General features: G+C 55.2%; 15 protein-coding genes. 5 read left to right on the top strand and 10 right to left on the bottom strand.

Annotation, left to right across the window (positions count from 1 at the left end; translation table 11 throughout):
- Nucleotides 1-143: 143 nt before the first annotated feature.
- The gene (gene fbp / locus FD428_RS18945) at nt 144-1142 is read left to right on the top strand and encodes a class 1 fructose-bisphosphatase (RefSeq protein ID WP_024130778.1); all 999 of its coding nucleotides are present in this window, start codon (nt 144-146) and stop codon (nt 1140-1142) included.
- A 102-nt stretch (nt 1143-1244) separates the two neighbouring features.
- Here the strand turns inward: fbp and FD428_RS18950 are convergent, their stop codons facing one another.
- The 5 genes from FD428_RS18950 to ytfQ form a co-directional block, all read right to left on the bottom strand.
- Nucleotides 1245-2357, bottom strand: a complete 1113-nt coding sequence (locus FD428_RS18950; RefSeq protein WP_114848021.1) for a methyl-accepting chemotaxis protein — start codon at nt 2355-2357, stop codon at nt 1245-1247.
- A gap of 81 nt (nt 2358-2438) precedes the next feature.
- On the bottom strand, nt 2439-3440 hold the full coding sequence (gene yjfF / locus FD428_RS18955) for a galactofuranose ABC transporter, permease protein YjfF (protein ID WP_024130779.1): 1002 nt from the start codon (nt 3438-3440) through the stop codon (nt 2439-2441).
- Nucleotides 3427-4449, bottom strand: a complete 1023-nt coding sequence (ytfT, locus tag FD428_RS18960; protein WP_024130780.1) for a galactofuranose ABC transporter, ATP-binding protein YtfT — start codon at nt 4447-4449, stop codon at nt 3427-3429. The genes yjfF and ytfT overlap by 14 nt, the downstream gene beginning before the upstream one ends.
- A 13-nt stretch (nt 4450-4462) precedes the next feature.
- Complete coding sequence (gene ytfR / locus FD428_RS18965; RefSeq protein WP_058668471.1) at nt 4463-5965, bottom strand: galactofuranose ABC transporter, ATP-binding protein YtfR; 1503 nt, start codon at nt 5963-5965, stop codon at nt 4463-4465.
- A gap of 122 nt (nt 5966-6087) precedes the next feature.
- Entirely contained in the window at nt 6088-7044 is a 957-nt protein-coding gene (ytfQ, locus tag FD428_RS18970) for a galactofuranose ABC transporter substrate-binding protein YtfQ (protein WP_012134381.1), read from the bottom strand.
- 310 nt (nt 7045-7354) lie between these two features.
- Between ytfQ and ppa the strand changes: the two genes are divergently transcribed.
- Nucleotides 7355-7885 carry an inorganic diphosphatase gene (ppa, locus tag FD428_RS18975; RefSeq protein ID WP_012134382.1) on the top strand — a complete coding sequence of 177 codons (531 nt, stop codon included), beginning with the start codon at nt 7355-7357 and terminating at the stop codon, nt 7883-7885.
- A 181-nt stretch (nt 7886-8066) separates the two neighbouring features.
- On the opposite strand, the gene FD428_RS18980 is transcribed toward ppa, so the two are convergent.
- The 3 genes from FD428_RS18980 to tamA are packed head-to-tail and all read right to left on the bottom strand — an operon-like array spanning nt 8067 to nt 13923.
- Complete coding sequence (locus FD428_RS18980) at nt 8067-8411, bottom strand: gamma-glutamylcyclotransferase (protein ID WP_012134386.1); 345 nt, start codon at nt 8409-8411, stop codon at nt 8067-8069.
- A gap of 2 nt (nt 8412-8413) precedes the next feature.
- Nucleotides 8414-12193 (bottom strand): autotransporter assembly complex protein TamB, encoded by a 3780-nt coding sequence (tamB, locus tag FD428_RS18985; RefSeq protein WP_114848022.1) that lies wholly within the window; start codon nt 12191-12193, stop codon nt 8414-8416.
- Complete coding sequence (gene tamA / locus FD428_RS18990) at nt 12190-13923, bottom strand: autotransporter assembly complex protein TamA (RefSeq protein ID WP_012134388.1); 1734 nt, start codon at nt 13921-13923, stop codon at nt 12190-12192. The genes tamB and tamA overlap by 4 nt, the downstream gene beginning before the upstream one ends.
- 213 nt (nt 13924-14136) lie before the next feature.
- Here tamA and msrA point away from each other — a divergent pair, with 213 nt between their 5' ends.
- A complete protein-coding gene (msrA, locus tag FD428_RS18995; RefSeq protein WP_024130782.1) occupies nt 14137-14775 on the top strand; it encodes a peptide-methionine (S)-S-oxide reductase MsrA in 639 nt (212 codons plus the stop codon).
- Between the two features lie 151 nt (nt 14776-14926).
- Entirely contained in the window at nt 14927-16270 is a 1344-nt protein-coding gene (locus tag FD428_RS19000; protein ID WP_012134390.1) for a hemolysin family protein, read from the top strand.
- A gap of 81 nt (nt 16271-16351) precedes the next feature.
- Here the strand turns inward: FD428_RS19000 and FD428_RS19005 are convergent, their stop codons facing one another.
- Nucleotides 16352-16558: a DUF1107 domain-containing protein gene (locus FD428_RS19005; RefSeq protein WP_004857160.1), complete on the bottom strand. Its 207-nt coding sequence runs from the start codon at nt 16556-16558 to the stop codon at nt 16352-16354.
- Between the two features lie 325 nt (nt 16559-16883).
- Between FD428_RS19005 and FD428_RS19010 the strand changes: the two genes are divergently transcribed.
- Nucleotides 16884-17441, top strand: coding sequence for a YtfJ family protein (locus FD428_RS19010; RefSeq protein ID WP_024130783.1), 558 nt, complete (start codon nt 16884-16886; stop codon nt 17439-17441).
- Here FD428_RS19010 and cysQ read toward each other — a convergent pair.
- Entirely contained in the window at nt 17438-18178 is a 741-nt protein-coding gene (cysQ, locus tag FD428_RS19015; RefSeq protein WP_114848023.1) for a 3'(2'),5'-bisphosphate nucleotidase CysQ, read from the bottom strand. The two genes, FD428_RS19010 and cysQ, sit on opposite strands and share 4 nt — an antisense overlap.
- Nucleotides 18179-18288 lie beyond the last annotated feature (110 nt).

Consider the following 18288-nt stretch of genomic DNA (forward strand, 5'->3'; position numbering starts at 1 on the left):
TTTACGCACATGTCAGGCAAGTGAGAAACGCATTTCAGGATATTCCGTACTTTGCTGGCGCGATTCACCTGAGCGCGGCCGCTGAAATATTTGTTAAGATTGTTACGGTCGCTTTACTCCATATCAATTGCAGGGAAAGTGTTATGAAAACGTTAGGTGAATTTATTGTCGAAAAGCAGCACGAGTTCTCTCATGCTACCGGTGAGCTCACTGCTTTGTTGTCGGCAATAAAGCTGGGCGCCAAGATCATCCACCGCGATATCAACAAGGCCGGTCTGGTCGATATCCTGGGTGCCAGCGGTGCTGAGAACGTGCAGGGCGAGGTTCAGCAGAAACTCGACCTGTTCGCGAACGAAAAACTGAAAGCTGCACTGAAGGCGCGCGATATTGTGGCGGGCATCGCTTCTGAAGAAGAAGATGAAATTGTCGTCTTTGAAGGCTGCGAACACGCGAAATACGTGGTGCTGATGGACCCACTGGATGGCTCGTCCAACATCGATGTTAACGTCTCTGTCGGTACTATTTTCTCTATCTACCGCCGCGTAACGCCTGTCGGCACGCCGGTGACGGAAGAAGATTTCCTGCAACCGGGCAACAAGCAGGTGGCTGCGGGTTATGTGGTCTACGGCTCTTCAACCATGCTGGTTTACACCACCGGCTGCGGCGTACACGCCTTCACCTACGATCCGTCGCTGGGCGTTTTCTGCCTGTGCCAGGAACGTATGCGCTTCCCGGAGAAGGGCAACACCTACTCCATTAACGAAGGCAACTACATCAAATTCCCGAATGGCGTGAAGAAGTACATTAAGTTCTGCCAGGAAGAGGACAAGTCCACGAATCGCCCGTACACCTCGCGCTATATTGGCTCCCTGGTGGCGGATTTCCACCGCAACCTGCTGAAAGGCGGGATCTACCTCTACCCGAGCACCGCCAGCCACCCGGAAGGGAAACTGCGTCTGCTGTACGAATGCAACCCGATGGCCTTCCTGGCTGAGCAGGCGGGCGGCAAAGCGAGCGACGGTAAAGAGCGCATTCTGGATATTACGCCGGAAAGCCTGCACCAGCGCCGTCCGTTCTTCGTCGGCACCGATCATATGGTGGAAGACGTAGAACGCTTCATCCGCGAGTTCCCGGACGCATAATTATCATTAATCGCACGGATGTAGGCCGGATAAAACGCGCAGCGTTGCCATCCGGCAATTTATTGCCTGGTGGCGGCTTCGCCTTATCCGGCCTACGTTCGGTTACGCTGCCTGTAGCTTAAATACGGCCATCGCCTCCAGCAGCGCATGGGACTGTTCTTCCAGCGAACGGGTGGCTGCGGAAGATTGCTGTACCAGCGCCGCGTTCTGCTGTGCGGTTTCATCCATCTGACTGACCGCGATATTCACCTGCTCAATGCCCCGGCTCTGTTCCTGAGAAGCACTGGCAATCTCACGCATCAGTTTGGTCATGCGCATCACTTCTGTCGCAATTTCATCCATCGTTTCACCGGCCTGCATCGCCAGATCGCTGCCCTCTCCGACATGCGTTTGCGAGTCGCTGATGAGCGCGCGGATCTCTTTCGCGGCATCGGCGCTGCGGCTGGCGAGATTACGCACCTCACCGGCAACCACCGCAAAACCGCGCCCCTGTTCACCAGCGCGCGCCGCTTCAACGGAGGCATTCAGCGCCAGAATATTGGTCTGGAAAGCGATGCCGTCAATTACGCCGAGAATATCGGCGATACGGTCAGAGCTGCCGGAAATATCACGCATTTTCTCAATGACATAGCACACCATCTCACTGCCGCGATCGGCGGTGTCCGAGACTGATTTCGCCAGTTGGTGCGCCTGATCGGCATTTTCAGCGTTCAGTTTCACCGTCGCAGTCAGCTCTTCCATGCTGGCGGCTGTCTGTTCCAGCGAGGTGGCCGTAGACTCCGTGCGTTGCGCCAGATGCAGGTTGCCCGCCGTCAGTTCACGGCTGCCGGTATCAATTTGCGTGCTGGCGTCACGAACGCGTACCACGGATTCACTCAGCGCCGCACGCATCTCTTCAAGGGCGGTATTCAGACGGTTAAATTCAGAGCTGGCAAAATGGCTTACCGTCGGCGATAAATCCCCTGTCGCCAGACGCTCCAGTTGCTCAACAACATTACCAAGAGGTTTCAGGAGCTTATTACGCAACATCAGCCATACCAGCGCCAGCAGGCCGATGGCGGCCAGCGTCGCCCCCGTCATCACCCCATAATAGACCCAGGAAGTGATAATGCGGGTGGAGGCGTAGAGCCCCATACCGCCCGTCAGCAACAGGAGCAGGGTAAGTAAAGACAGTAAAACCAGTAAACTTGTACGAATAGAGAGGGATTTTGGCATCGTTATCTTTCCGGTTGTAGGGATATAGAATCTATCGACTACAACCGGAAAAAGTTTATACGTTTCAGGAAATTCAATATGTTACTTCGGTGTTGCGGCTGTGTTGACACGCGTAACCGGAGAGCTCTGGCGATTCTCCCACAGCACCGTCAGACCACGCTGCAAGGCAATAAAAATAAACAACAAAATCCCGATAGCGATCTTCGTCCACCAGGAACTCAGCGTGCCATCGAAGTTAATATAGGTCTGGATCAGCCCCTGGATCGCCACGCCGAACAGCGTACCTAACACCGTCCCCACGCCTCCGCTCAGCAACGTACCGCCAATCACCACCGATGCGATGGCATCCAGCTCAACACCAACGCCCGCCAGCGCATAACCGGCCTGGGTATAAATGGAGAAAACAATACCCGCCAGCGTCGCAAGCCCGGTAGAGAGCATATAAATACGGATGGTGGTGCTGCGCGTCGAAATCCCCATCAGGTTCGCCGACGCCGCATTTCCGCCAATGGCGTAAACCTGATTACCAAACCGCGTACGGTGCGCGAGGAAAATACCGATCACCACCACCGCCAGCATCAGCAGCCCCATTGCGCTCAGACGCCCGCCGCCGGGGATTTTCCACGCCAGGCTGGAGAGCGTATCGTAAATCGGGTGGTTAATCGGAATCGACTCCTCAGACACCAGGTAGCTGACGCCACGCAGGAAGAACATCCCCGCCAGCGTAATGATAAACGCCGGAATCTTCAGCGCATCAATCAGTAGCCCCATAAATGCCCCGAACGCACAGCCCATCGCCAGTACCAGCGGGAAGGCCAGCAGCGGCGAGATCCCCCAGTAGCCAATGGCCTTCGCCAGAAAAACGCCGGTAAACGCGATCACCGATCCCACGGACAGATCGATGCCGCCGGAGAGGATCACGAAGGTCATGCCAACCGCGATAATCCCGAGGAAAGCGTTATCGGTCAGGATGTTGCAGATAACCCGGGTTGAGGCGAAACCGGGAAACTGCGTCAGGCAATAGAGGTAGCCCAGCACAAAAACCCCGAGGGTGATCATCAACGGTAAGTTACGTTTTATCACGACCACGCACTCCTTTTATCAGACTGATAAAGCGCTGCGACTGCACAATCAGCACGCATAACACCACGATGGCTTTGACGACCTGGTTCATCTCCGGCGGAAAGCCTGACAGCAGGATGCCGGTATTCATCCCCTGGATAATCAATGCGCCCACGACCGACAGCAGCAGGTTAAAGCGCCCGCCCATCAGCGAGCCGCCGCCAATAACCACGGCCAGAATGGCGTCCAGTTCCAGCCAGAGTCCGGCGTTATTGGCGTCCGCGCCGCGAATATCCGCCGTGATGATGATGCCCGCAATCGCCGCGCACAGGCCGCTCAGAACATAGGTGAGCATGACGATAATGCGGGTGTTCACCCCGGCATTTTTCGCCGCCCGAATGTTGATCCCCACCGCTTCAATGAACATCCCCAGCGCCGTTTTACGGGTCAGCAGCCAGAACACCACCAGGGTAAGCAGCGCGATAATCACGGGCGTCGGAAACAGCAGCAGCGAACCGCTGCCGAACCACGATAAGTTGGGTGAGTTAAAGGTGACGATCTGCCCGGAGGTGATGAGTTGCGCCACGCCACGTCCGGCCACCATCAGAATGAGCGTGGCGACAAACGGCTGAATTTTAAGGATCGCCACCAGAATGCCATTCCACAAGCCCGCCAGTACGCCGGTTCCCAGCGCCGCGAGCAGCACCACCGGTAAACTGTGCCCGGCCACCGTCATGGCGGCAGTGGTCGCTCCGGCAATCGCCATTACCGCCCCGACGGAGAGATCGATACCGCCAGTGGCGATCACCAGCGTCATCCCAATCGCCAGCAGCGCAACGGGAGCCGCGCGGTTAAGAATGTCAATCGGGCTGCCGAACAGGCGGCCATCCTGCAAAATCACCTGCCAGAAATGCGGCGCCACCAGGCTGTCCACCAACAGCACCAGCAGCAATGCCACGATCTGCGGCATACCTGTCGGCCAGCGAAAACGTCGCTTCGGCGGTGTGGTTTGCGGGAGAGACTGAGGCATCACACTATTCTCCTTACGCCGCAATGGCGTTCATGATCGCCGGAACGGACAGTTCCGCCAGCGGGATCTCCGCCACCTGTTTACGATCGCGCATGATGATCACCCGATCGGCATAGCCCACCAGTTCCTCCAGTTCAGAGGAGATGACCAGCAGCGCCAGCCCGTCCGCACACAGCGTTTCGATCAGGCGGATGATCTCCGCATGCGCCCCAACGTCGATGCCGCGTGTCGGCTCATCCAGGATCAGGAACTGCGGTTTGGTCAGCAACCAGCGCGACAGCAACACTTTTTGCTGATTGCCGCCGGAGAGAAATTCAATCGGCTGTTCCGCACTGGGGGTACGAATGCCCAACTGGCGGATAAAACGCTCGGCAATCTCCTGCTGTTCTCTGCGGGAAATCGGCCGCAGCCAGCCTCGCTGCGCCTGTAGCGCCAGAATGATATTTTCCCGTACCGATGCGGCGGCAATAATGCCGTCCGTTTTCCTGTCTTCCGGGCAAAAGCCAATCCCAAGGCACGAAGCCTGATGCGGCGATCGCAGGGTTTGCGGTTTACCTTTGATCATCGCACTGCCGCTGTCGGCCGGTTTAATGCCGAAGATCACCTCTGCGGTTTCGGTACGCCCCGATCCCAACAGCCCTGCCAGACCGACGATCTCGCCGGGGCGGACTTCCAGGCTGAACGGCGAGATGGTGCCTTTCCTGCCGTAATCTTTAAAGGCAGCCACCGGTTTATCGCTCAGCAAGGTGCGCCCCGCCCGCTGTAGCGCATGGGTCTCCAGTTCACGCCCCAGCATCATTTTCACCAGTTCGATCTGTGGAAGCTCGCGGGTTTCGCGGCAGCCGACAAAGCTGCCGTTGCGTAACACGGTGATCCGATCGCTCACCTGATAAACCTGATCGAGAAAGTGCGTAACAAAGATCAGGCTGACGCCGCGATCGCGCAGATGGCGCATCAGGCCAAACAGCATCTCAACTTCCTGGGTGTCGAGGCTGGCGGTGGGTTCGTCGAGGATCAGGACTTTCGCGGAGAGATCGATGGCCCGGCAGATAGCGACAATCTGCTGCATTGCAACGGAAAAGCGGTTGAGCGGCTCACGCACATCCAGCGAAAAGCCGTAAGAGGCCATCAATTCTGTAGCGCGTTTCTCCATTTCTTTGCGCCGCAGCAGGCCAAAACGCCGGGGCTCACGACCGATAAACAGGTTATCCGCCACCGACATATTGGGCAGAAGGTTAACCTCCTGGTAGACGGTTCCGATCCCCAGTTGCTGGGCATGCGCGGTATTCTTCGGTGAAATCGCCTGGCCTTCCAGCCAGATAGTGCCGCGATCGGCATGGTATACGCCGGTTAATGCTTTAATCAGCGTTGATTTTCCCGCCCCGTTTTCCCCGAGCAGCGCCATGATTTCGCCCCGGCGCAGGCTAAAATCGACGTTATCCAGCGCCTTAACGCCGGGAAAGAATTTACTGAGTCCCTCGGTACGGAGGATTTCCTGATTTTGGTCTATGGTCATGGCATTCCTCCGGTTCGAAAGCGCGGCCTTTCCGTAGGCCCGATAAGCGCAGCGCCATCAGGCAATAAATGCCGGATGGCGGCGTAACGCCTTATCCGGCCTACAGAAGACCGACAGCAAAATCAGTAGCCCATGTTTTTCTTCTTCTCTAACTCTTCTTTTGCGGTGTCAGGCAGGTACAGCGTCGATTTGGTGATGGTCAGCTTCTCAGGCATCGTGCCGTCTTTTTTGTATTTCTCCAGCGCATCGAAAGCGGGCCCGGCCATGTTCGGCGTCAGTTCAACGCTGGCGTTGGCTTCGCCATCAATCATCGCTTTATAGATATCCGGCACGCCGTCGATAGAGCCCGTCAGAATATCTTTTCCCGGCTTCAGGCCCGCTTCTTTAATCGCCTGGATCGCGCCGATCACCATGTCGTCGTTATGGGCGTAAACCATGCAGATGTTTTTGCCGTTGTTTTCCGCTTTGATAAAGCTCTCCATCACCTCTTTCCCCTTACTACGGGTAAAGTCGCCAGACTGAGAGCGGATGATTTTGATGTTTGGCGCTTTGGCGATAGCTTCGGCAAACCCTTTCTTACGGTCGATCGCCACGCTGGCCCCAACGGTGCCTTGCAGCTCAACAACGTTACACGGCTTGCCATCTACCTCTTTTACCAGCCAGTCGCCGATCAATCTGCCTTCCAGCACGTTGTCGGCGGTGACGGTGGTCATATAGAGCGATTTGTCTTTAACATCAATGGAGCGGTCGAGCAGAAAGACCGGAATTTCCGCATCTTTGGCTTCTTTTAAGACCGGTTCCCAGCCTGTCGCGACCACTGGCGCAATAAAGATGGCGTCCACGCCCTGAGCGACAAATGAGCGTACGGCTTTAATCTGGTTTTCCTGTTTTTGCTGACCGTCGGCAATTTTCAGCGTGATGCCGCGTTTTTCGGCCTCGCTCTTCGCCACGTTGGTTTCGGCGGCGCGCCAGCCGGACTCAGAGCCGACCTGCGAAAATCCTACGGTTAAGGGGGCGGCCATTGCCATAGACGACATGGCTGCCGAAACTGCTGTGACTAAAAGTAAGCGCTTCCACATAATGATGTCCTCGTAGCCCAGGTTATTGTTGGGTGAAAAGCATTCGCGAGGAAAACTATAGACAATAGGTGATGTAACGGATTGCGTTACATCACACTTCAAAAAAGTAAATAAAAGGTTAATCACAACTTTGTAATCGCTTTCATTCGCCTATGAAAAAAGCAGCTGTTGTTATGGATTTTCCTGTCACGTAAACCGTCTGAAAATCGCAGCCGGAGGGGAAAGAAGACGAAAACAAGCGGAGACTTTCAGCGCGAGTTGGCTATAATACTCGCCACTTGTTTGCCATATATATTTAAAGGAAACAGACATGAGCTTACTCAACGTCCCTGCGGGTAAAGATCTGCCGGAAGATATCTACGTTGTTATTGAGATCCCGGCTAACGCAGATCCGATCAAATACGAAGTTGACAAAGAGAGCGGCGCACTGTTCGTTGACCGCTTCATGTCCACCGCGATGTTCTATCCGTGCAACTACGGCTACATCAACAACACCCTGTCTCTGGATGGCGATCCGGTAGACGTTCTGGTCCCGACGCCGTATCCGCTGCAACCGGGTGCTGTGATCCGTTGCCGTCCAGTTGGCGTTCTGAAAATGACCGACGAATCCGGTGAAGATGCGAAGCTGGTTGCCGTACCGCACACCAAACTGAGCAAAGAATACGATCACATCAACGACGTGAACGACCTGCCGGAACTGCTGAAAGCGCAGATCACGCACTTCTTCGAGCACTACAAAGACCTCGAAAAAGGCAAATGGGTGAAAGTTGACGGCTGGGACAACGCTGAAGCGGCTAAAGCTGAAATCGTTGCTTCCTTCGAGCGCGCAGCGAAGAAATAAGTTCGTTTTCGCGTTAAGGCCAACGTCACTATTGGAGATCCTCATTTATTGAGGGTCTTTTTTTTATCCATCCTAAGCCACCTCCAGTGGCGGTGGTGAAGGACGCAGCGCCATCAAGCATCCGCAGCATGATTATGGCACCACATAAAACAACGCCACCCGAAGGTGGCGTGTTTTTTTATCAGCACTGGTCTCTGTCTAACCAGTTACCGCTTTCAATCAGCGTTAACCCTTCGACCGGACGTTGGTACACATACATCCATGCGCTTCCGTACGGTGTCTGGATTAACTGGCGTGCATATTCGCCGCCCCTGGTGCGCAAGGCATCAAGTTCGGCCAGCGTGGCGTTATCAATACGATAAACTTCACCGTGTACCGATCCGTTTCCCGGAACTGCGCCTGGATAGTGGCCCAGGCTATACAACTGGTAGTTATCGATACTGTAATCGCCCAGCAACTGGGCGTTGGTCATCCAGTGGCTGTTGCCCTGTTTGCGTCGTAAACTGCCGTAAACAAATATTCGCATTGCTAAAACTCGAACTGATAGAGCAAATCAAGTGCCTGATCTACGCCAGACACTGCTTCCAGATATAGCTTAGGCATCAGGCGATAACGTAACGTGAGCGTCGCCAAAGAGTCAAATATACCCACACCATATTTCACTTGCAGACCTGGCAGCACATATCCGCTGACCACAACCTGGGATGAGTCGCCCACCCCTTGCGTGTCCAGCGCCAGATTGCTTACGCCAAATGTCTCCCCGATTTTACCCACAACCTGACCACTTTGTGCAACCCCCAGACCAACAAGCATTGAGGTCATCGCCGCACTGTCGCTCTGATCGCTCTCCAGCCCCTGGCCGCGCAGCAGGTAAGACAGCGCCTCCTGCTGGGACATCGCCGGGTCGGAGAAGATTTCCGCTTTCGGCTCATCCGCAGTGCCGGTCACGCGCACCCCGGCAATGACGTCGTTCTCCGTCGATTCAGGATTACGAATCGCCTCGATGTTGAGCAGCGGCTGATCCGGCGGGCCAGAGAACAGCAGTTCCCCCTTACGCACGATCAGATCCTGACCATACGCATGGAAGCGCCCGTCAGGAATATTGATCTGCCCGTTAAGCCCCAGTCCCTGTTTATCCTGCGCAACTTTCAGGTCGCCGGTCAGACGCGCTTTCAGGCCAAACGCATCCATGCGGACGTTGTTCCCTACGTGGACAATCAGGTTGCTGTTGATCGGAATCGACGCGCTCTGCGGATTTTCAGGCTGTAAATCGTTATTGAGCATAACTTCATCACTGGAGACGCCTACCGCGCTTTCCGGCAGTTCATGCACCACGATACGCGCCCACGGCACATCCACACGTCCATCCAGCGTGAACAGGCTCGGCGTCGCCTCAAAGACCACATCCGGGGAAACATCCAGCCGCACCATCGGCGGCACGGTGATACGCACGCGGCTGCCTTTCGCCGCCACGCGGGCGCGCCAGTTATCTATCTGGCTCCAGTCGGCGTCGCCGCTCAGATTAATTTGCCCCTGCTGCGTGCGCACCACGCCTTGCAGAGTTGAGCGCGTACCGTTGAAATTCATCGCCAGTTGGCTTGGCTGCATATCAAACGGCATAAAGTTGCCATCCACATCCAGGCCGCTCAGCTGTAGCTGACCAAACATCTGTGGGCTTTGCACGTCGCCCCCCAGACGCAGGTTTGCGTTCAACATGCCCGCCGCTTTTTCGCCGCGCGAGAAGACAGGGTTGACCATCGCCAGGTTGAAGTTGCGGATATTGACGTTACCGCCAATATTACGCCGCCCTTGCGGGTCGGTTATCTGTACCTGCCCGTCGAACTGGCCGTTATTGGTCAGACGGATCATCCAGCCTAACTGCGCCCGGTTATTGTGCAGATCGGCATTCAGGTTCAGCGTGTCGAAAGCCACCGGTAACGGCGCGTCATTGACCCGTTGCGTTACCTTCACGTTACGACCCGACAGCGTGACCTGCCCTTGCGGCAGCCCCTCTTTGGTGGTGTCCCACGCGACATCCGCTTTCCCGCTAAAGACGCCGCTGGCCTGCGTGGCGTCCGGCATAAACGGCTTCAGCATCGCCAGATCGAAACGGTTGAGATTCACTACCGCCCGTCCTTCTGCCCCGGCATCGATCGTTTGCGGTACGCACAGCTCCGCATTCGGGTTCGTCCAGCAGTGCGGCCCGATGCTGATTTTCTGTTCCTGATTACGGTAATCCAGCGCAATGGCGCGCGTCAGCGACCACGGCCCCACCGGCGTCTGGAAGCGCGTATTGCTGAGCGTGCCTTTCCAGCGCGCTTCTTTACGGTCAAAACTGCCCGCAAGCGCAAGCTGCCCGGAGACCGGCTCGCCCTGAATCCGCAGTTGCAGTTCATGCTGCTTTTCGCTGCCTTTGGCATTCAGGGTGACGAGGTTGATATTGACGTCCGGCTGCGTAATCCGCTCAACGCGAACGTCAAGATTCCCGGCGATCTGGTCGGTGGATTTAATGTCCCCTTCCACACGCACCTGCGCCACCGACAGCTCCTGCCAGCGTAATCCGCGCGCGTTGATATCCGCCAGCAGCTGCGGCGCATCGACCGTACCACGGACTTTCACCAGCCCTTTGGCGGTACCGCCCAGCCCCGGCAGCGCGTTATCCAGATTCGGCGCATCAATTGTGGCGTCGAGATTGAGATCCTTAATGCCCAGCTCGCCTTTCACATCGGCGCTATTGCGTCCCAGCTCCAGATGCAGGCCCGGAATGACCCACTGCATGTAGCTGTTACCCTTCAGAGAGCCGTTAACATTGACCTTGTTCTGCTTCACGTTACCGGTCAGTTTCAGCTCAGGCACATCCATCTGCCAGCTGCCGCCATAGAGGCTTCCCCGGGTTTTGATCAGGCCATTAAGCGTAGAAGGCCAGTCCGGGATCTCTTTCGCCGTGTTGATGCCGTCCAGCGTCAGTTCGCCGCGCCAGCTGATCGCCTGCTGCCAGTCGACCAGCGCTTTCAGCTCGGTTTTCCCTTCCAGCGCCGCCACGGTGAGCTTATCGAGATTGATCTGCTGTTCGTTGCCTTTCGCATCCAGGGTAATGGTGGCGGGCGGAATGTCCTGCCCCTTCACCGCCGTGCGCATCGACAACGTGTAGTCGGTCATCTTGCCGGTAAGTTTGAGTTTGATATCGTCGGCCTGGAACTGCTTGTCACCGGTAAACGGCCAGTAAACCTGGCGGCTTGCCACTTCGACGTTCAGCGGCAACCCAGCCTCGGCGAGGCGCGTCTGGGCGCGCAGATCCATATCCACCGGCCCGGAGAGGTTAACGCTGATCTCCAGCTGTTCACGCAGCGCGCCGCCTACCTTCAGCTTCACCTTTTCGCCTTTCAGCGGATCGATATTCAGCGTGCTGTTGAGGGTGATATCCACTGGCCACGAGTTGGTCAACTGCGCCGTTCCGGTCGCATTGACGGTGCCCTGGTTGGCGTCGATATCCAGCGCATCCAGTTTCATATTGCCGTCGATGCTGCTGACTTTCAGCAGCATGTTGCGCACCGTCAGGTCAGTATCGCCCGTCACGCGCAGCTGTTCGCCCTTGAACTCCTCAATATTAAGGTTGAGCGGCAGATGCACATCGGCCATCTCCGGCAACACGGGCTTTGAGAACAGATCCTTCAGCGTCTCGCCAAGCGGCTTTTCATCCGGTTGGGGATGGTCAATCTTCGGTTCAACCACCTCTTCCTGCGCCACTTCCGCCACTTTTGGCAGCGCGATTAGCAGCCCCTGTAGCGAAGTGGGCTTCAGAGTCAGGGTTTTCTCCTGCCAGTTAAGGCCGGAGGTGAAAGCCATCACCGAGACGGTCGTATCATCAATTTTGAGATTGATATTGCTGAGCGCCACGCGTGAAAGCGTGATGGGATACGGCGTGGAAAGATTCAGCGGCCCGCTGTCCTCTTCTTCCTCCACCGGTTCGGAAGGCGGCATTTTTTTGCTGTCGATGGCGACGTTGATGTCCTTCAACGACAGATCGTTAACACACAGGCTGCTGTCCCACAGGCAGCCGAGTTTCACCGCCAGGTGGATTTCACCGGCATTCACCGCCACGCCGGGCTGATCGTAACGAATATTTTTCAGCGACAGGTCACGCCAGCCGCCAGTTACCTGACCGATCTCCAGCCCCGGCACCCAGCGGTTCGCCGCGTTAAAGACCAGATGCAGCCCCGTCGTGGTGCCCACCAGGAACGCCACGGTTCCCAGCAGCAGCAGAATAAAAATCAGTACGCCGAGGCTTATTTTCTTCCATAAACTCATAATTCAGGCCCCAGACCGATGTAAAACTGTAAACCGTGTTCGTCTTTGTCACCAACCGGCACGGCAAAATCGAGCTTGATCGGCCCGACCGGAGACTGCCAACGCACGCCAACCCCGGCGCCGGTTTTAAAGTCGCTCTTACGGATATCGCTGACGGCTTCGCCGCTGTCGACGAACATCGCCCCCCACCATTTTCCGGTCACGTTGTACTGGTATTCCAGCGAGCCCGTCACCAGCTTCGACGCCCCTTTCAGGTTGCCGTCGCTGTCTTCCGGCGAGATAGATTTGTATTTATAACCGCGAATACTGCGATCGCCACCAGCGAAGAAACGCAAATCCGGCGGCACTTTGTCGAAATCGCCGGTCTCAATCCAGCCCAGGTTACCGCGCATCACGAAGCGATGGCGGTCATACAGCGAGCGAATCCAGACGTTTTGCGCCTGAAATACCGAGAAATCCACGTCCGAACCCCAGGCGGTGTTTGAGTAATCGATGGAGTAACGCTGGGAATCCCCCCACGTCGGCATCAGGCCGCCGCGCGAACGGGTACGGCTGATCATCACGCCCGGATAGAGCAGCATGGTGGTGTTGGTGACGTTACCCTGCGTAAAGTGATCGAGGCTCCAGCGCAGATTGATGGCGCGCTGCCAGCCGCTGGAAAGGTCCCAGTAGCGGGAAACGGCAAGCGTGGAGGAGTCCGCCTCGGTGTCGTTGAGATCGGTGCGCTTAATCCCCCCCTGAACCAGATAGTATTGTTCCAGCGGGTTCTTTAAGAGCGGCATTTTATAGCTGAAATCGACCTGCTGCTCCGGGGCGGAGATACTGGCGCTGGTGGTCAGGCTGTGGCCGTAGGAGTTCATCCACGGTTTTTTCCACGTCGCCTTCACACGCGGCCCGACGTCGGTAGAGTAGCCGACGCCCGTTTCAATGGTGTTTTCAGTACGTGGCGACATGACGCCGTGCAGCGGTAATACTTTGGTTTCGCGCGCTTTATCAAATTCAGGCGCGACGACGACCGAGTTAAACCAACCGGTGGCCGACAGACGGCGGTTCAGTTCCGCCAGGTCTTTCGACTGGTAGTAATCTCCCTCTTTGAACGGGATCAGGTTTTGCAGATACTCGTCACGAATCTGCGAACCTTCGAAAGTGACCTGGCCAAAGCGATAGCGCTCGCCGCTGTTGTAATCGATGTCCCAGAACGCCTGGTGACGATCGAGCGACACGCCTAACTGGCTTTTATTAAATTCACTGTCGAAATAGCCTTTACGTAGCGCCACGCTGGTTAATGACTTTTTGAAGCCGTCATAGTCGCCATGATTCAGCACGGTTCCGATGGCCGGACGCGTTTTCAGCAAATCCAGATAATCCCTGTCGGTACGCGCGCCGCCGCGTAAAATCACTTCTGTTCCGCCGATGCGAACCGGTTCGCCTGGCGTCACTTTGGCGAGCAAGACCTGACGCCCCTTCTCCGGCGGCGGGCGCAGCTCAAAATCAATGGTCGGCTCGTAGTAGCCCAGCGCTTTTAACCCTTCGCGGATGGCATCATCAACGCGCGCGCGAAAACGCCGGTCCGGCGTCACTTCATCACTTTGAATCGTAGACAACTGCGCACGAACGTTTTTTTCCAGCTCGCCCGATAACCCCTCGACCTGTAAACGGACGTTTGCGGCTACGGCAGAACCGCTTAAGCACAGTAAGCTAACCCAGCATAACTGACGGATATATGGCACGTTTTCTCCTGAATATCCCTTATTCCCACCCCTGGAAGGAAATCACAATGCCGCTCCACGGCTTAACAAAAACCCAACAACCGGGATTGAAAAACAGACGACAACCCAAATATTTCTTATGTTTACTCTAGACGCATTCACTGTAACTATTGTGTGCAAAGACGCGTCTCGTTACAACCTTAACCCCAATTACTGATTTCGGGAGAATGGCCCATGAGTTTATTTGATAAAAAGCATCTTGTTTCACAAGCAGATGCCCTACCTGGACGCAATACCCCGATGCCAGTGGCAACTTTACATGCGGTAAACGGACACTCAATGACAAACGTGCCCGAAGGGATGGAAATTGCCCTCTTCGCCATGGGTTGCTTCTGGGGCGTCGAGCGTTTGTTCTGGCAATTACCTGGCGTTTACAGCACCGCAGCGGGATACACCGGCGGCTACACGCCAAACCCAACCTACCGGGAAGTCTGCTCCGGGCAAACCGGCCACGCCGAAGCGGTACGCGTCGTCTACGATCCGCAGGTTATCAGCTATGAACAATTGTTGCAGGTCTTCTGGGAAAATCACGATCCGGCGCAAGGTATGCAGCAGGGCAACGATCACGGAACGCAGTACCGCTCGGCGATTTATCCGTTAACGCCAGAGCAGAACGCCGCCGCACATGCCAGCCTGGCGCGTTTCCAGAGCGCGATGACTGCGGCAAACGACGATCGCCACATCACCACCGAGATCAACACCGCCACCCCGTTTTACTATGCCGAGGACGATCACCAGCAGTATCTGCACAAGAATCCGTATGGCTATTGCGGCATTGGCGGGATCGGCGTGTGCTTACCGCCGCAAGGTTAATTCAGCGCCTCTGGCGGCTTTACAGTTCCTTACGCTATACTAGCGACTGAAATTACCGGCCCACATCCTTCGGGCCGGTTTTCAATGTGTATATCACACGGATTTATCAACTTCCCCTTCCGAGGATCTGACCTGAACGGTCGGATAAGATATGTTAAACAGTATTTTAATTATACTCTGCCTGATCGCTGTGAGTGCGTTCTTCTCGATATCCGAGATCTCGCTTGCCGCTTCACGAAAGATAAAACTCAAGTTGCTGGCTGATGAAGGCAACATCAATGCGCAACGCATCCTGAAAATGCAGGAAAACCCCGGGACGTTTTTTACCGTGGTGCAAATTGGCCTTAACGCTGTCGCCATTCTGGGCGGTATCGTCGGCGATGCCGCATTCTCTCCGGCCTTTCATTCGTTGTTCTCGAACTATATGTCGCCAGAACTCTCCGAGCAGTTAAGCTTCGTGCTCTCCTTCTCGTTAGTTACCGGTATGTTCATCCTGTTCGCCGATTTAACCCCGAAACGCATCGGTATGATTGCGCCAGAAGCCGTGGCTTTGCGTATCATCAACCCGATGCGCTTCTGCCTGTTCGTTTTCCGCCCCTTAGTGTGGTTCTTCAACGGCCTGGCAAACAGCATTTTCCGCCTGTTTAAAATCCCGATGGTGCGTAAAGACGATATCACCTCGGACGATATTTACGCCGTCGTGGAAGCCGGGGCGCTTGCTGGCGTGCTGCGTAAGCAGGAACACGAGCTGATTGAAAACGTGTTTGAGCTGGAATCGCGTACCGTGCCGTCTTCCATGACATCGCGTGAAAACATCATCTGGTTCGATCTGCACGAAGATGAGCAAAGCCTGAAAAATAAAGTCGCGGAGCATCCGCACTCAAAATTCCTGGTGTGTAATGAAGATATCGACCACATCATCGGCTACGTTGATTCTAAAGATCTGCTCAACCGCGTTCTGGCAAACCAGAGTATGGCGCTTAACAGCGGCGTGCAGATCCGCAACACATTAATCGTGCCGGACACCCTGACCCTCTCTGAAGCGCTGGAAAGCTTTAAGACGGCGGGGGAAGACTTCGCGGTGATCATGAACGAATACGCGCTGGTGGTCGGGATTATCACGCTGAACGACGTGATGACCACGCTGATGGGCGACCTGGTCGGTCAGGGTCTGGAAGAACAAATCGTGGCGCGCGATGAAAACTCCTGGCTGATCGACGGCGGAACGCCGATTGACGACGTCATGCGCGTGCTGGATATCGACGAGTTCCCGCAGTCCGGCAACTACGAGACCATCGGCGGCTTTATGATGTTTATGCTGCGTAAAATCCCGAAACGCACCGACTCGGTGAAGTTCTCGGGCTATAAATTTGAGGTGGTGGATATCGACAACTACCGTATCGATCAGCTACTGGTAACGCGCCTCGACACCAAAACCAGCATCCTGGTCCCTAAACTGCCGGATAGCAAAGAGAAAGAAGAAGGCCCGGCATAAATGCCCGGCCCTGGAAACATCAACGGCTCCCATTGGGAGCCGTTTTTTTATACTACTTTAAACTACTGCATAGCACTTTGGTTAAGCCATCTCAGTTTGCAGACGCAGAACCTGACGGTTAACTTCGGACATCACAGACAAATGCTGCTTATCCTTCACTTTTGGGATAAGAATCTTGCCCTTATCAAACTCAAAAGCGCCAACGTCCTTGATATATAACCGTCCACGGAACAGGATCTTCACGTACTTCGCCACCTGTAGCGGGTTGTACCGTTGGAAAATTTTCATTGTTATCTCCTGCTGAGCGTTACGCCTTTGCGGTGCCACATTCGGCCCAGCTGTTCTAAGGCGCAAATTTTAATGCCATATGACTATAGACTATCTCTACGATGTTTCCAGTGTGTATAAGTTTATTTACCTTTTCATTACAGTTATTCAGAATTATCTATTCACCGATTCGCTGTCTTCAGTATAAGTCTTCATTTTTCGCAGGATTTGTGCGCCCGTCCGCAAACTGGCATCACGCTTGCGGGAAAAAGCATCATTCGCACATATGATTAAACCTCAGACCCAAGTGGTCGGATCACCTGCAAAAAATAAAGAAGGAAACCCCATGACCTTACGTAAACTGCTGGCGCTGTCGTGCCTGTTACTGCCGATGATGGCCTCCGCGCATAACTTTGAAACCCATCAGCGCGTATCACCGATTGGGATCGCCGATCGCGGCGAACTGATTCTTGATAACAACAAGTTTAGCTACAAAAGCTGGAATAGCGCGCAGCTCCCCGGGAAAGTTCGAGTGTTGCAGCACATCGCCGGGCGAACGTCAGCGAAAGAGAAAAATGCCGCGCTGATAGAAGCGATTAAATCCGCGAATCTCCCGCATGACCGCTACCAGACGACCACCATCGTCAACACCGACGACGCGATCCCGGGCACCAGCATGTTTGTGCGCAGCAGCATCGAGAGCAATAAAAAACTCTATCCTTGGTCACAATTTATTGTCGACAGCAATGGCGTGGCGCGTAAGGCATGGCAGCTTGAAGAAGAGAGCTCCGCCATTGTGGTGCTCGATAAAGACGGGCGTATTCAGTATGCCAAAGACGGCGGGTTAAGCCCGGCAGAGGTGCAGCAGGTGATCGCCCTGCTGCATAAGTTGCTGAATAATTAGTAGATAGAGACCCGAAAGCCGGGGTTAAGGAACGATTCACGCGGGGTATAGTCCAGGGGTTTCCCCTGCCAGTTGTGAACGTGCGCCCCGGCCGCAGCGGCAACGGCATGGCCTGCGGCAGTGTCCCAGACGCAGGTCGGCCCAAAGCGCGGATACAGCTGCGCCTGCCCTTCCGCCACCAGACAAAACTTCAGCGATGAGCCGATGGAGGTCGTCTGATGCTCGCCCAGCTGTTGCAGGTACTCTTGCAGCTCGTTGTCGGCATGGGAGCGGCTAATCACCACCAGCGGCGGTCGCGCGTCGCGCACCTGAATCTGTTTACGCACGCCGCACTCTTCTTTCCAGGCTTTTCCTTCCACAGCGCTGTACATCACTTTCATGACGGGCGCGTAGACCACGCCCAGAACCGGTTTACCTTTATCAATCAGCGCAATATTGACGGTAAACTCGCCGTTACGTTTGATGAACTCTTTGGTGCCGTCTAACGGGTCAACCAGCCAGTAGCGCTGCCAGTGCTGGCGCACATCCCAGGAGGGCGGATCTTCTTCCGACAAAACCGGGATATCCGGCGTCAGCGCCTGTAACCCTTCCAGTATCACCGCGTGGGCGGCAATATCCGCCGCAGTAACCGGAGAATCATCCTGCTTGTTGGTGATTTCAATCGGTTTGATTCCATCGTAGACCTGCATAATGGCATCGCCCGCATTCCGTGCAAGCTGGCATACATGTTCTAGCATTCTCCACCTCGTTTATGGCAGTGGCGTTTAACTCTTTGTTTTACTTATACCCCATCGTAAATGAATCCGCCATCTGTGATAGCGATTGCGGTTTTAATGGCTGAATTCAT

The organism is Citrobacter sp. TBCP-5362 (genome assembly GCF_005406305.1).
Taxonomy (GTDB): domain Bacteria; phylum Pseudomonadota; class Gammaproteobacteria; order Enterobacterales; family Enterobacteriaceae; genus Citrobacter_B; species Citrobacter_B koseri.